The 14275-nt window shown below is 70.4% G+C and carries 12 protein-coding genes; 6 read left to right on the top strand and 6 right to left on the bottom strand.

From position 1 onward, the window contains the following. Positions 1 to 22: 22 nt before the first annotated feature. From pepA to C2862_RS15625, 6 genes are all read right to left on the bottom strand, one after another. The gene (pepA, locus tag C2862_RS15650; protein ID WP_136221075.1) at positions 23 to 871 is read right to left on the bottom strand and encodes a flocculation-associated PEP-CTERM protein PepA; all 849 of its coding nucleotides are present in this window, start codon (positions 869 to 871) and stop codon (positions 23 to 25) included. Between the two features lie 162 nt (positions 872 to 1033). Then, positions 1034 to 2305 (bottom strand): MFS transporter, encoded by a 1272-nt coding sequence (locus C2862_RS15645; protein ID WP_136221074.1) that lies wholly within the window; start codon positions 2303 to 2305, stop codon positions 1034 to 1036. Continuing rightward, positions 2302 to 2961 carry an HD domain-containing protein gene (locus tag C2862_RS15640; protein WP_136221073.1) on the bottom strand — a complete coding sequence of 220 codons (660 nt, stop codon included), beginning with the start codon at positions 2959 to 2961 and terminating at the stop codon, positions 2302 to 2304. The genes C2862_RS15645 and C2862_RS15640 overlap by 4 nt, the downstream gene beginning before the upstream one ends. Beyond that, positions 2945 to 3628, bottom strand: a complete 684-nt coding sequence (locus C2862_RS15635; protein ID WP_136221072.1) for a ribonuclease HI family protein — start codon at positions 3626 to 3628, stop codon at positions 2945 to 2947. Before C2862_RS15635 ends, C2862_RS15640 begins: the two co-directional genes overlap by 17 nt. Before the next feature lie 75 nt (positions 3629 to 3703). Further along, a complete protein-coding gene (locus C2862_RS15630) occupies positions 3704 to 4318 on the bottom strand; it encodes a thrombospondin type 3 repeat-containing protein (RefSeq protein WP_136221071.1) in 615 nt (204 codons plus the stop codon). A 197-nt stretch (positions 4319 to 4515) separates the two neighbouring features. Then, positions 4516 to 4758, bottom strand: coding sequence for a hypothetical protein (locus C2862_RS15625; protein WP_136221070.1), 243 nt, complete (start codon positions 4756 to 4758; stop codon positions 4516 to 4518). A 233-nt stretch (positions 4759 to 4991) separates the two neighbouring features. Between C2862_RS15625 and C2862_RS15620 the strand changes: the two genes are divergently transcribed. The 6 genes from C2862_RS15620 (at position 4992) to C2862_RS15595 (ending at position 14272) form a co-directional block, all read left to right on the top strand. Then, on the top strand, positions 4992 to 8129 hold the full coding sequence (locus tag C2862_RS15620; RefSeq protein WP_136221069.1) for a penicillin-binding transpeptidase domain-containing protein: 3138 nt from the start codon (positions 4992 to 4994) through the stop codon (positions 8127 to 8129). Positions 8130 to 8229: 100 nt separating this feature from the next. Then, a complete protein-coding gene (locus tag C2862_RS15615) occupies positions 8230 to 9531 on the top strand; it encodes a hypothetical protein (protein ID WP_136221068.1) in 1302 nt (433 codons plus the stop codon). Further along, positions 9528 to 10076 carry a hypothetical protein gene (locus tag C2862_RS15610; RefSeq protein ID WP_136221067.1) on the top strand — a complete coding sequence of 183 codons (549 nt, stop codon included), beginning with the start codon at positions 9528 to 9530 and terminating at the stop codon, positions 10074 to 10076. The genes C2862_RS15615 and C2862_RS15610 overlap by 4 nt, the downstream gene beginning before the upstream one ends. Then, positions 10073 to 11140, top strand: coding sequence for a hypothetical protein (locus C2862_RS25920; RefSeq protein ID WP_136221066.1), 1068 nt, complete (start codon positions 10073 to 10075; stop codon positions 11138 to 11140). The genes C2862_RS15610 and C2862_RS25920 overlap by 4 nt, the downstream gene beginning before the upstream one ends. Continuing rightward, on the top strand, positions 11137 to 12153 hold the full coding sequence (locus tag C2862_RS15600) for a hypothetical protein (RefSeq protein ID WP_136221065.1): 1017 nt from the start codon (positions 11137 to 11139) through the stop codon (positions 12151 to 12153). The genes C2862_RS25920 and C2862_RS15600 overlap by 4 nt, the downstream gene beginning before the upstream one ends. A 28-nt stretch (positions 12154 to 12181) precedes the next feature. Then, on the top strand, positions 12182 to 14272 hold the full coding sequence (locus C2862_RS15595; protein ID WP_136221064.1) for an SPFH domain-containing protein: 2091 nt from the start codon (positions 12182 to 12184) through the stop codon (positions 14270 to 14272). Positions 14273 to 14275 lie beyond the last annotated feature (3 nt).

Genomic DNA, 14275 nt, shown 5'->3' with positions numbered 1-14275 from the left:
TTGCAGCGGTGCGTAACCCGGATTACTTCACGCGGCGACGCAGTGCGCCCAGGCCGAACAGGGCGATGCCGAACAGGGCGACCGAACCTGGCTCCGGCACGTCATTGAACTTGAACTGGCCGTTGTTGCTGACGAAGAAGTACTTGCCTGGAGCATTGGCGTAAGCGGTGCCGTTGCAGCCGGCGCCGGTGAAGCCTGCGTACTGGCAGGCCACTTCGCTGACCAGGACGCTTTCTGGCTTGCCGACGGTATTGGCGTTCGTGAAGGCGAACGCGGTGGTCATGATGGTCGACATGTCGACGCCGTTTTCGGCGAAGAAGTAATTTGGAGCCAGGTCGCCCGCCTTGGCCATCGCATTGATGCTGACGTTGCCGTTCTTGATCGGGTTGCCCGTCGCATCGACGACGCCGCCGCCGCCAGCCAGGACCGTGAACTGGGCGATCTGGTTGCCCAGGTTGGCGCCGTAGATGTCTGCGGTGGTGCCGTACTGACCCGGTGTCGGGTTCTGGTACATGCGGATGGTGCCGCCGGTGAAGGTGAAGGCGCCGCTGAAGTTGCCGGTGCCGGTCGCTTCGAAGGTCGCGGTGATGGTGCCGGTCGGATAGGTGATCGGGAACAGCTTACCGTTGCTGTCAGCCTGCGAAATATTGAAAACTGCGTGCTCGGTGAACTTGAAGCTGGTGCCGCCGGTCGGGCTGATCTGGATGAAGGCGTTACCGTTCACATCCAGGTATTCGTTGATTACCTGACCGCTGGCCTTGCCGGTGCCGGCCGGGTTGAAGGTCCAGTCGTTCATGACGACGTCAGCTTGCGCGGTACCTGCTGCCAGAGCGATAGCTGCGGCGCAGCCAAGTTTTTTCAGGAAGGTCATTTTTCTTTTCTCAGTAGTGGTTGAAACTGCTTCCTCTTTAGCAACAACTGTGCCAACTGGAAAGATTTGTTAAAAATCAATTAGTTGCGGTCCGGCACATTCGTTGCCGTTTGACCACTGTAAAGATTTTCGACAGGAAAAACGGGTTTTCTGGTGGAATCTTCATGCGTTCGTGCCGCGGCGCTGGCGGAAATAGCGTAGCGCCGCCACCACGGCCAGTGCCTGCATCGCAGCCGACACGAAGAAGGTGCTGCCGATGCGCGGGTCGCTCGGCGGCAAGTGGCTGACAGTGCCCAAGATGGCCGAGCCGATCAGCGGCATCACGATCACGCCGATGCTGTTGATCGACTGAAGCGAACCCATCAGCTCTCCCTGTTCGCCGGCATCGGTGGCGCGCGAGACGATCGCTTGCAGGGCCGGGCCGGCCGCAAAGGCCAGCAGATTGCAGCAGATGAAGAGGTACATCATCCAGCCCTGGCTTGCCAGGCCGTACAGCACATAGGTGATCGCACCGGAGGCCAGTCCGAGCACTGCCAGGCGCGCCTCGCCTAGGCGCCGCAGCAGGATTGCCAGCAGCCAGGCCTGGACCAGGACCGTGGCCAGGCCCACGCAGAACAGGGCGATGCCGTTGTCGCGCGGGGTCCAGCCGAAGCGGAAGGTGGTGTACAGCACCCAGGTGCCTTGCGTCATCATCTGGGCGAAGATGCTCAGCGTGAACACGATCACCAGGCCGCGGATGTCCTTGCGTCCGAACAGGCGTTGCAAGGCGCGCAGGGGATTCACGCGCTGCCAGTCGAAGGGGCCGTGCACCCGTTCAGGGAGGGATTCGGGAACGAAGCGCCAGCCGTAGAGCAGGTTGAGTCCGGCGAGGGCGGCGGCCACCCAGAAGGGCAGCGTCAGCGACATCTCGCCCAGCAGGCCGCCCAGTACCGGACCGCAAATGAAACCGATGCCGAAGGCGGCGCCGATCTTGCCAAAGCTCTTGGCACGGTTCTCGGGCGTCGAGACGTCGGAGGCGTAGGCCGAGGCGACCGACATGCTGGCCGCCGACACGCCGCCGATGGCGCGCCCGACGAAAAGCCAGGCCAGGCTCGGCGCCCAGGCCGTGACGAGGAAGTTCAGGCACATGCCGGCCATCGAATACAGCAGCACCGGACGGCGCCCGACGCGGTCGCTGATTGCGCCCAGCATCGGCATGAACAGGAACTGCAGCAGGCCGAACACGGCCGCCAGGATGCCGAACCACAGCGCCTGCTCGTCGCGTCCCGGCACGAACTGGCCGACCAGCAGCGGCATGACCGGGATGATCAGCCCGATGCCGAGCACGTCGATGAAGACGCTGACCAGCACGAAACCGAGCTTACCCCCAGCAAGCTTACCCCCGGCGAGCTTGCCGCCGGCGGCTTGGGTGTTGGCGGGCAGCGGGGCGTTCATGCGGCCTGTCCCAGCCACTCGGCCGCGAATTCCTCGCGGAAGGCCAGGAGGCGCGCCAGGCGGGCCTCGGCGAGCGCACGGCCGGCCTCCAGCTGCATCATGCCGGGCAGGCGCGCCAGCTTGACCATGATGTGGTCGAGCGTCCAGGCGCCGTCGTCGTTCTCACGGCCGAGTGCCAGCGGATCGGTCGGATGCGCCAGCGCGCGGCCCAGGCGTCCCGAGATATAAAACATGCGCGCCAACCCGACGGCGCCGAGCGCGTCGAGCCGGTCGGCGTCCTGCACGATCTTCGCCTCGACCGTGCGCGGAAGAACAGCGGCCGAGAAGCTGTGCGCCTCGATCGCGTGCGCGACGTCGTCCAGCCGGTCGGCGGGAAAGCCCAGCCGCGCCAGTTCGCTGCGCGCCAGGCGCGCCGCCATGATGGAAGCCCGGGCGCGCTCGGGATGGTCCTTCGGCAGGTTGACCAGGTCGTGCAGGTAGCAGGCGGCCAGTACGACCAGCGCGTCGGCTTCGGGATGGTGTTCGAGCAGGGCCTGGGCGCTGCGCCAGACGCGTTCCAGGTGGCTGGCGTCGTGGGCGCCGTCGTCGTCGCCGCTGGACGCGGCGAGGGCGGCCAGGCGCGGGCGCCAGGCGGCCAGTTCAGGTGCTGATTGCATCGGATGCTAGTAGAGGTGGGCTGCTGGCGCGCTGGGAGAGCGCGTCGGCGTCCAGGTTCTTGTGGCGCGGCACCCAGCGCAGCGTGGTGCCGGGCAGGCGCGCCAGCAGGGCCAGCGCGCGTGCGCGGTAGTGTTGCAGCGCGGCGGCGCATTTGCGCTCGGGCGCGGCGACGTCGTCGAGCACGACCCGGCTGTCGCCGTAGACGGTGAGTTCGCGCGCACCGTTGGCGAGGGCCGCCTCCAGCACGGCGATCAGGGCCAGGTACTCGGCTTCGCTGCTGTTGCCGTAGCCGGCCGACTGCGACAGCTCGATTAGCTGGCCGTCTGGTCCGAGCAGGCGCGCACCGATGCCGCAGCGGCCGGGATTGGGCCGCGCCGAACCGTCGAACCAGGCGCGCCAGGCGGTCGGGGTGCCGGCGTGGCGGGCCTGGCGCAGGGCCAGGCTTGCAGCGCGTGCGGATCGCCGCGCCAGCGCACGGGCGCGTTCGGATTCGCGCAGGGCGGCGCGCTCGGCCAGCAGGGCGGGCAGCCCGGCTGCGCCGGCGCTGGCGGCGAGGGTGATGCGCAGCGCTTCAGCGAGCGGCAGCTGCTGTTGCAGGGCCAGCTTGCGGCTGGCGGCAAGTTCGGTACGGTTGGCGGCGCCCTGCAGGCGGTCGAGGTCGGTCATCGCGACAGGATAACCGCTTTTGATCCGGACACAAAAAAGCGCCCCGCAGGGCGCTTCCGGGAGAGTGCTTGGCGCTTACCGGCGATACGGGTTTTCCGGACGGTAATCGCGCTCGTTGCGGACGCCGTCGCCATCGATGTCGCGGTCGCGGCGGTTCGGCACGCCGTCGTTGTCGAGGTCGCGGTCGTAGCGGTTCGGGATGCCGTCGCGGTCGGTGTCGCGCATGCGCCCGTGGCGCTCGTAGCGGTCGGGCACGCCGTCGCGGTCGCGGTCGCGGTAGGCATAGCCGTCGCGGTAGCCGTCGCCGCGGTAGCCGTCTCGGTAGCCGCGGTTGTCATAAAAGCCCTGGCCGCGGTAGCCGTCGCCGCGCGGGCTCCAGTAACCCTGCTGCATGTACCAGCGGCCGCCGCGCTGTTGCCACGCGGGTGGCGCATACACGTAGCCGGGGCGCTCGACGATGTAGCTGCCCGGGACCCAGAAGTGGCGGTGGCCGCGCCACTCCCAGTAGCCCGGCGACCAGATGTAGCCGCGGCGCACGGCGGGCGCGCGTTCGTACAGCGGCGCCGGCGGGGCCGAGCCGATGTACAGTTCGACGTTTTGTGCCATCGACGGCAGGGGCGCGTAGGCGCCGGCACCGAGGGCGATCAAGGCAGCAAACTTCAGGGGAAAAGCGGCGAGGCGGGATTTCATGTTCGTTCTCCATCTCCAAAAGCGGATGATTCAATATATCAATCGCTTGAGCGAAATGGTGCGTTTGACGCATGTGCTTACAACTGAAACAGATTGCAGCAGCGCGACAGCAACAGGGGAGAAAAAGCGGGGGAGTGAAGCGAGGAAAAGCGGGGGCCCGGGTACGCCTGATCAGGCGCCCCGGCGCACGCGGGCAATCAAATGCGGCTCCCGGCTTTGCTGCGATCGGCCAGCACGGTCGGCTGTTGTGCCTGTCCTGCGCCCGGACGCTTGCCCTTCACGACGACCACGGCCATCTTGGTTTCGGTGGCGATGCTCGAATCCTGGATGGCGGCCGGGCGGGCCTGGGCTTGCTCCAGCGGGCTGCCCACGAAGCTGGCGCAGCTCACGGCGGCGAGGGCAACGACGAAAACGGCTTCCATGTGCTTGGCGATGTTCACGGTGTGTCTCCTTGCGGGTGGGTTTGCGATGTGTGCACTGTAGTCAAAGCCCTTCGTGACCTCCATCGGATTGCGACGAGGTGCATGAAAAGCGGGATGGCCTGCACAAAAGGAGGGCCGACGCGCTGCTGCCAACGTCGCTCAACTCGGCGTTAAGAGCGGGCTTTTCCGTTCCCCTCCGCTAGGCGTGGGCGGATGCGGCCGATTCCGGTCGCGCGACAGGGGAGGAGTCGATGTTCGCCACGGTATTCGCCGGACTGGCCGCCAACGGCCGCGCATGGCGCCGCGCGCGCAACCTGCGTGCAGGGCGCACACACGGCAAGCCGCGCACCCTGGCCGTCTCCTGGCAACCGGGGCCGCGCCTGTGGCTGGCGCTGCCGGCACTCGGCCTGGTGGCCGGCGGCGCGCTCCTGATCGCGCAGCACGCGCGTTCGCTCGCCGCCGTCGCGCCGGCGGCCGCGCAAGGCGGGCCGGTGCGCAGCCTGGGCGCCTTCCAGCCGGCGCTGCCGGGCATCGCCTTCAGCGTCCCGTCCACTTCCGGCGTCAAGCTGGGCGCACAGCCGGGCGGCGCCTTGCTGGTGCTCTCGAACATGCGCGCCGAACGGCCGCTCGTGATCGACCTGTGCAGCCAGGCGCTGGCGGGCAGCGGCGGACGGCTGGCGCCGCTGCGCATCGGCTATCCGTTTGCCGAGGTCGCGCGCTGGGCCGGGCGCAATGCCGGCGGCGCGAATCCGGTCACGCTGCGCAACGTCGTGCTGGCGGGGGCGAGCATGCCGCGGGTCGACATCACGGGTGCGCTGGGCGCGCCCCTGCGCCTGAGCTGGCAGGGGGAGGCGCGCTGGGTCGGCGACGCCAGTGCCGGCGCCATCGCGCGCGGCAGCAAGGGGACGGCGCTGCTGGACCGCGAGGGCTGGCTGGTCTGGGGCGAGGACAAGGCGCTGCGCATCGCGCGCCGCGCCAGTGCCGCGTGCGCCCAGGGCGGCGAACTGGTGCTGAGCGCCTATGTTCCCGGCGGCGCCGGCGGTGCCTTCGTGGCCGCGTTTCCCGAGCACGGTCCGGTGCGCAGCGCGCGCCTGGCGCCGGGCGACTACCGCGTTCCCGGCGAGGCCCCGGCCGCGCTGGAAGACGGCGCCTTGTTCGACAGCCTGCTGGCGCGCGGCCTGGTGCGCCTGTCGGCGGACGGCATGATCGAGACGGTCCCGCGCGACCTGGCGGCCTGGCGCGCGGCCGATCCGGCGCAGCGTACGGGCGACCTGCGTTCCTGGGACGGCGTGGTGCTCGATGCCGACGGCCGGCGCCTGCTCGAACGTCTGCATGCCCGTGCCGATGGCGCCTATGTGCGCGAGCAGATACGCGTCTTCAACGGCGAGCGGCGCCTGCTGGCCTGGCGCCTGCGGCCAGGCCAGCAGGACGGCGCGTGGCTGGCCCAGGCGGGCAATATCGCGGCCGGCACCAATGAGACCATGCCGCTGGGCGCCGCGCGCCTGTTCGACAGCCTGCCGCAGGGCTGGGCGCCCTGGCGGCGGCTGGCCGACTGGCCCGCGCATGGCGGTAATGCGCGCCTGAGCCTGCTGCTTCCCGCGCCGGCGCGCGGTGACGAACGGATCGAGTTGATGCTGGCGGGCCGCGTTCGCTCGCTCGAAGGCGCAAGCCTGGCCGGCGGCCGTGCCGTCTGCAGCGGACGTGCCTGCACCTCGCCCGACGAGGTGCGCGAACTGGTGCTGGCGCCACAGCCGGGCGCGCGCCGGATCGTGATCGAGGCGGCGCCGCTCGACCTGGCGGCAATGAGCGGGAATGGCGATGCGGCCTATCGCCATCTGCAGGTGAAGGATGGCCGGCTGGCCTGGCAAGCGGTCGCGCAGCCGGCGCGCGCCGCCACGGGCGCGCCTGTGCCGGTGCGGCTGGCCGACCGCAGCGGTGCGCCGCTGTGGGAAGCGGGCAGTGCGACGCGCGACGCGCGCACTGCAGGCCTGGCGACCCTGCTGGGACTGGACGCGCGCCACGGCAGCAGCATCGCCGGCATGCTGGCGCGCCTGCCCGCACCGAGCGGGCGTCCACACGCGGCCACGCTGACGCTCGACCTGGACCTGCAGCGCACCAGCCAGGCGGTGCTCGACTGCGTCGGCTTGCGCCGTGGCCAGTGGGACGGTGCGCGCTGCAGCGGCGGCGTCACGCCGCCGGCGAAGCGCCAGGCCGGCCTGGTGCTGCTCGACACCGGCAGCGGCGACATCCTGGCGGCCGCCGGCAGCGGCTTGCAGTCGAATGCGCCCTGGCCGGAGCTGCGCGACTTCGATCGCGTCGATCCGGCGCGCAGCCCGCTGCGCCAGGCCGCCTTCCAGCACGACGGCGGCGCCGAGCGCAGCCCCGGCTCGACGTTTAAAATCGTCAGCGCGCTCGGACTGGAACTGGCGGCGAAAAGCGATCCCCGTCTCGACGCGCTGCTGGGCGGCATGCCGCTGGCCGGCATCAATGCCTATGCGACGGCGCGCGGCTACGCCTTCCGTACCGATGGCGCCACTTACCCGTTCGGCGGCAATGGCGCGCGCATCACGAACTTCCGCGACGGTACGCTCGACCGGCGGGCCCAGGACGGCAAGCTGGGCCTGTCCCAGGCGCTCACCTACAGCCTGAACACCTGGTTCGCCTGGGGTGCGGAGCTGAGCGATGCCAGCCTGCTCGGCAAGCCCCAGGGCGGCGTGCCCAGCCTGCGCGCGCTCGACACGCAGGCGCTCAGCGGGGTGCGGCCGATCCTCGCCATGGCCCAGCGGCTCGGCTTCGAACGGTCCTTGCGGCTCGACGGCGGCCTGCTGCCTCTTGAATACGACTGGCGCAGCTGGGATGCGCTGCAGGCCGGCGTCGCCGGCTTCGATCCGATCGGTTCGCGCCACGAGCTGCGCCAGATGGCGATCGGCCTGCGCATGCAGGCCACGCCGCTGCACATGGCCCTGGCCGCCGGCGCCGTGGGCGAGGGCAGGGCGATCAACCCGCGCCTGCTGCTCGCATTGGATGGAAGGGAGGCGCAGATCCAGCCAGGCGCCTGGCTGGATGTGCGCCTTGATCGCATCCGCGCCGGCCTTCACGGCGTCGTCACCCATGGCACCGCGGCCGGCGCCTTCCGCGCACCCGAGTTCGAGCGCCTGCGTCCCGGCCTGTTCGGCAAGACCGGCACCGCCCCGGTCGGCGACGCAGGCCAGGCCACGGTCTGGTTCACCGGCTGGCTCGAGCCGGGCAGCCTGCCGGGCCAGAACCGGCGCCTGGCCTTTGCCGCGTTCGTGAGCCGCTCCGAGGCCACCGGCGGCGAACACGCGGCGCCGATCGTCGCCGCCCTGCTGCGCAGCATGGCGCAAAAGCCTGAACAGAAGGGCAAGTAAGGCTCTCCAGCGCGCCTTGTTTTTGTGTTTCTATGGCATCATTTGCAAAATCCGCAAAATCTATTAATGGGCGGATACGTCACTGGAACATGAGGTAGGTATGCGTTTGCCGGGAACCCGGTATCAGGAGCCAGGCTGGGAGCAGGTGCGCAAGCTGCTGGGGGGCTGTTCGCTCGAGGCCTTCGCCCATTGCGACCTGGACGGGCTGCTGACCGCTATGCCGGTCGAGGAAGGGCTGGGCCTGTACGTGGACCTGCTGGCCGAGCGCCTGCATGCGGCCGCGCGCACTCCACGCGGGCAGGCGGCCGGCAACAGCTATGGCGACAGCGTCGCGGAACTGGCCCTGCTGCTGGCCTACGAGCTGGCCGCGCGCCCCTCCGACTGGGAAGCGCTGCGCACCGCGCTGGCCGCCGAGCACGCGCGCCAGGGCGCCTTCTGGCGCCGGCCCGGCGGCGAAGCGCTGCTGCGCAAGAAGGTCAACGACATGTTCGCCCTGCTGCGCGACAAGGTCGACGCCGACAACTACCAGGTCGCCTGCGGCCGCCCCTGCAGCCCGAACCGCATCTACGCCTACCGCATGCTCGATACCGCCTATGGCGAGATCGCGCGCCTGTTCGCCGGCTGGCGCGAGCACCGGGCCCAGGTCGGCGCCATCCTCGGCCGTCCGCTCGACAGCGCGCTGCCGATCGAGGTGCGCCAGCTGTCCTCGATCCGCGGCTGCCGTCCCGAATGGATCCTGGGCTGGAGCGCTTCCCTGGAGCGTTTCACGGGCGCACCCGGGCCGCTGCACACGCGCTCGAAGCGCTTCGACAGCCTGAAGGACAATCCGGCGAAGATAGCCGAGATGCTGGCCGAGATCGGCGAATACGAAGCCTTGTCCGCCAACCGCGACCGCGACTGGCTGCAGGATGCCGACACCTCGGCCGCCTGGCTCGAGGATTACTGGCGCGTGCTGGACGAATCGGAAGCGGCGAGCACGCCGGGGCCGGACCTGATCCTGGAGGCGCTGGAAGACGAGCTCGATGTGCTCGATGCGCCGCCGGACACGCCGGCCGATACGATTGACCCCGTACTGGCGCAGCGCGCCGTGGCGGTTTCACTGCCCCCCGGCTTTGTACAGGCAGCGGCGGCGCAGCAGGAGCCGGACAGCTGGAGCGCGCGTATGCTGGTATCCGAATCGCCGGCCGTGCGCCTGGCCGTCTACCTGAAGCTGCTCGGACCCGAAGACGACAGCTATCCGGATGCCTGGCGCGACCCGGCCACGAATGCCTTGCCGACCATGGCGCAGCTGGCGGCGCTCGACGCCGTGTCGCTGCCGACCTTGCGCAAGCGGCGCGATACGGCGATCGCACGCTTGGATGCGACGGCAGCGCCAGATGAAAGAAGCAGGAGGAGCGAATGACGAATACCGATACCAGGCTGCGCGAGCGCCTGCTGCTGGGAACGCGGGTCGACGGCGACCGCCTGATGCTGGCGGACGCCGTGCTGATCGCTGCGCTCGACGGCAGCCGTCCGTTGCGGCCGGCCGAACGCGCCGCGCTGCAAGGCTCGCCCCTGACCACGCGGCGCCTGCGCACTTTGGCTTTGGCGCGGCGCGCCGGCGCGAATGAGGACTGGCGCGGCAGCAGCGGCATGCTGCGCGCCGCCGACAGCGCCCAGGCTTTACTGGACCTGGCCACGGACGACGGCTGCTGGCGCCTGCATTTCGTGGGCGATGCGCAGGGGCGGCGCGTGATCCTGCAACTGCTGGCGGACGCTCCCTTCGCGGCGCGGCTGCTGCGCGAGGCGCCGCTGCTGCGCGTGCTCGACGGCGCCGGCGCCGAGCTGCTGGCCGGACGCCTCGACCGCGACGGCGAGCTGGAAGGCGCCTGGCCCTTCATTGAGGCGCCGGAACATCACTTCCAGCGCCACGGCGCCGTCTTCACGATCCTGCCGGGGCCCGGATGATGCTCGACCTGTTCAAGCGCATGGCACGTGCGCCCGTATTCGATGCCGCGGGATTGGGGACGCGGCTGGTCGCCCGTCCCGCGCCCGCGGGCTGCCTGCTGCCGCCCGGCGCCGTCGGCGTCGCGGTCGACGCGGGCGGCCACACGCGCCGCATCGCCGCCGGCGGGCGCCTCAGCCTGACCGAGGCCGAGAGCGGCTGGTGCTTCCATCCCGGTCCCTACCAGTGCGAGCTGGTGCCGTTCGCCGCCGCGCCCGAGATCGGGCTGCGCCTGCATTTTGCGATCGACAGCCCGGACCCGCGCATGACGCAGCAGCGCTTCGACCTGTTCCTGGCCAGCGAAGCGGCGGGCGACCTGGCGCTCGAGGCGCTGGCCGCGCGCATCGAGGCGGCGCTGCAGCGCGAGCTGGCCCAGGGCAACCTGGAACTGCCGCCCTGCACGACGCTGGACGAATGGAATGCCTTCCGCGCCGGTTTCAATCAACTGCTGTACACCCGCTTCGGCGTGACCGTGGACGATTGCGTGCCGGTCGACCTGGCGGGTACGCGCGACTATGCGCGCGAGCTGGCGGCGCGCGCGCACGCTGCCGCCGCACCTGCACCTGTCTCCGCGCCGCTCGTGGCAGCCGCGCCGCCAGTGCCGGCGCCCGATGTGGCCGATCCGGCGCGCGCCGATGCCCGCGCGTTGCGCCGCCTGTTCCTGGAACTGCCCTGCGTGATGTGCCGCGTGCGCCAGGCGGCGCTGCCCCAGGGGCAGGACCTGTTCCGCCAGCAGCAGGCCTTGATCCAGCGCCTGGACCTGGTCTGCCTGGCCGCATCCAGCATGCCGGCACTGGCACTGGCCGCGCCCGGCCAGCCGCTCGATGCGGACAATCAGCTGCGCCGCGCGCGCCACAGCCTGCGCGCGGCCGAAGCGCTCGACGAAGCCTGGGCCCTGCTGGCGCGCTTCGAACGGGCCGAGGACGAAGGTTTGGAGCTGCTGTTCGACGAGGCCGAGCGCATCGTCGCCAACCTCGAAGCCGAGCTGGCCGCGCGCAAGCGCGTGCTGGCGGAGGAAGACGCATGAACGCACCCGTATTCAAGCGGCCCGAGACCGTATCGGTACGCAGCCGGCTGCAGGACGGTGGCTTCGTCACCGTCACCGCCACGCGCCGTCCCCGTGGGGGACGCGCCGACGTCAAATGCAGCGCGCCCGGCGCACCCCAGCTGGCGGCGCGCATGGCGCAGGTTGCGCGCCTGGCGCGCCACACGGAAGCGCGCTACGACAGCCGCGACCAGGTCGTGATCGGCATGGACCGCGCGCCCGGCGCGCAGGAGCGCGACTGGGAACTGGCCGTGGTGCTGGCCGACCGCGCCGTGCGCGGGCTGATCGTCCTGCCCGCCGACGCCGTGGCGAACGGCTGGTCCGAGGACTGGCAGCGCGGGCGCATCGAAGGCCACGCGGTCACCGATCTGCCGCCCGCAGCACTGCGCGGCGGCCCCGGAAATCTGCACCATCTTGGTGCGTTGCATGGCCAGCCCGACGCCGCCGTCTCGGTGTCGAGCGCGCGCGCCTGGTTCCCGCTGCATAGCGGCGGCATCAACGACAGCCTGTGCTGGGTCGAGGTCAGCGTCTATCCTTTGGCGCCGGGGGAGGCAGCAGGCGAGGACGCGATCGCCGCGCCCGGCCTGGACGGCGTGCGCCAGCAGGCCGTGCGCCAGGCTCTGCTCGGCGCCCGCGACTTCGACGGCGCAGCAAGCGCGCGCTGGCGCACCACGGTGCGCTTTGGCCAGGACGGCCTGCATGGCAATTCCTATGAACTGGCCCTGGTGCTGGCCGACCGCCTGGCACGCGGCCGCGAATTCGTGCCGCGCGGACGCATCATCGCCAGCGGCGCCTCCAGTGCCTGGCATGCGGGCCTGGTCGAAGCGGTCGAGGGACTGGGGCCGAAGTGCGCGCTGATCGAGCGCGAAGCCCAGGCGGGCGACCGCGTCCTGCTGCCGCGTGCCTGGGAGGCCCAGCTGCCTCCGGGACTGCTTGACGCGCTACGCAGCAAGGGCGCCAGCCTGGCCTGCGTCGAGCGGATCGGGATCATCTAGAATACGCATCAAAGGAAGGACACAGATCATGGCCCAGATGTTCGGTTTTGGCGGCAGCCGCTGCCCACGTTGCGAGCACAGGAATGCGGGCGGCGCCGGCTATTGCGCGGCCTGCGGCATCACGCTGGGCGCGCCGCGCACGCCGGTGCTGGTCGATAACCGCTGGATCGCCGGTCCCGACGAGCTAGCCGTGTTCTTCGGCGTGCGTGCCTTGTCCGGCCTGTTCGTGAAGACCCTGCGCGTGCCGGCCACCGCGCGCGCCTACATCCTGCAGGGCGGCCAGGCCACCGAAGTGCCGCAGGGCGAGTACGAGATCGAGGGCTTCTTCTCGCGCCTGAACCACCTGCTGCGCGACGGCCACGCCGAGATCCTGGTCACGCGCACCAATGCGCTGCCGGTCGCGTTTTCCTTCGACGACCTCGAAACGGCCGAACACCTGGCGGTCGGCGCCCGGTTCACGGTCAACGTCCGGATCGAAAACGTGCCGGCCTTTGCCCGCCATTTCATGACCATGCCCGGCACCGTGACGACCGGCCAGCTGCAGGAATTGCTGCAGCCGGCGGTGCGCCAGCTGGCGGCGGAATTCGTCGGCGCCCGCTCGCTGCGCGAGATGGCGGGCCGGCGCGAGCTGCGTGCCGAATTCGACGAACGCCTGCAGGGCGCGCTGCGCCTGCTGCTGGCGGACTATGGCCTCGGCGTGGTGGCGGTCGACACGCTGGCGCTGCGCCACGACAAGTTCGACGCCAATCGCGCCCGCATCGGCACCCTGTGGCTGGCCGCCGACGAACGGCGCGTCAAGCTGGAGCACGCGCGCCAGCTCGAGGAATTGTATGACGAAGGCGAGTGGCACAAGATCACGCGCGAGGAACAACAGGCGCGCCTGCGCCTGCGCCGGCTGGAACTGCGCCAGAACGACACCATCGACCGTGCCGAGCTGACGCTGGCGAATGCCGAACGGGCCCAGGCCGTGCGTGCGCGCGAGCTCGACCTGTTCGCGCGCGTGGCGGAATCCAAGTCGCGCCGTGAAGCGGTGGAGCGTGGCGCCGGCGAGATCCTGCTCGAGCTCGAACACGAGCTGGCGCAGAAACGCGGGCAGCGTGCGGTCGAACAGGCCGAGTGGCGGCACCTGCAGGCGCTGGCCGCGCTGCGCATGCGCGGCGCGCTGGAGGTGGCGCAGCAGGAGGTGCTGCAGGCGCGCACGCTCGCCCGCCAGCGCTTCTCGCAGCAACTGCTGACCCAGCAGATCCGCAACAAGGTCGAGCAGGCGAAAGAGATCGAGGACGCATCGCGCCAGCGCGCGGAACTTGCGCGCCTGCGCGCGGCGGAGGACGAGGCCGCGCGCCGCGCCCAGGCGCTCGACGAGGAGGAGCACAAGGCCCAGTTCGACCTGCTGGTGCTGGCGAACACCTCACGCCGGCGCGCGCTCGAGCGCGAGGAGGAATGGCTCGAATTGCAGGGCCAGGCCCGCCTGCGCGAACAGCTGCGCGCCGAGGACCTGGAAGCCGAAGGCGTGAAGCAGCGCCTGGACGCGCTCAAACGCGAAGGCGGCCAGCAGGAATCGATCGCCCAGCACGAAAAGCTGCTGCGCACGATCGAGGCCGAGGGGCGCCATGCGCGCGCCGCGAAGGAGGTCGAGCTGCTGGGCGAAGAGCGCCTGCGCCAGCACGCCCTGGAACTGGCGCGCCTCGACATCACGCGGCTCGACGCGATCGGCCAGCTCGATGACACGGCCAAGCTGGCCGTGGCCGCCGCGCCGAATGCGGCAGTGCTGGCCGATTACCTGAAAACGCGGGTGCACGCGGGCATGGACGCCGACCAGCTGGCGGCGCTGGCCGGCGTGGTCGCCGCCGGCGGCGCGCTGAGTGCGGCAGATGCCGCGCGCCTGACCCAGGAAACGCTGGAGCGCGAGCGCGCGCGGCGCGAGCTCGAAGTCGACAAGGACCGGCGCCACCAGCTCGACCTGCTGGCGCTGCAGAACGACGTCAACAAGACGGCGCTGACTGCGCAGGCCCAGGCCGTCGCCGGTGTCGCGACAAATGCGGCGCGTGCCTGCGCCAACGGTCATCCGGCGCGCCCTGAGGACCGCTTCTGCGGCGCCTGCGGCGCGCCCTTGCACTGAGCC

Origin of the sequence: Massilia sp. Mn16-1_5, from assembly GCF_004798585.1 — a bacterium.
In the GTDB taxonomy this organism is placed as follows: Bacteria; Pseudomonadota; Gammaproteobacteria; order Burkholderiales; family Burkholderiaceae_D; genus Telluria.
Note: the sequence above shows the minus strand (reverse complement) of the source record. Positions and strands in the feature narration are given on the sequence as shown.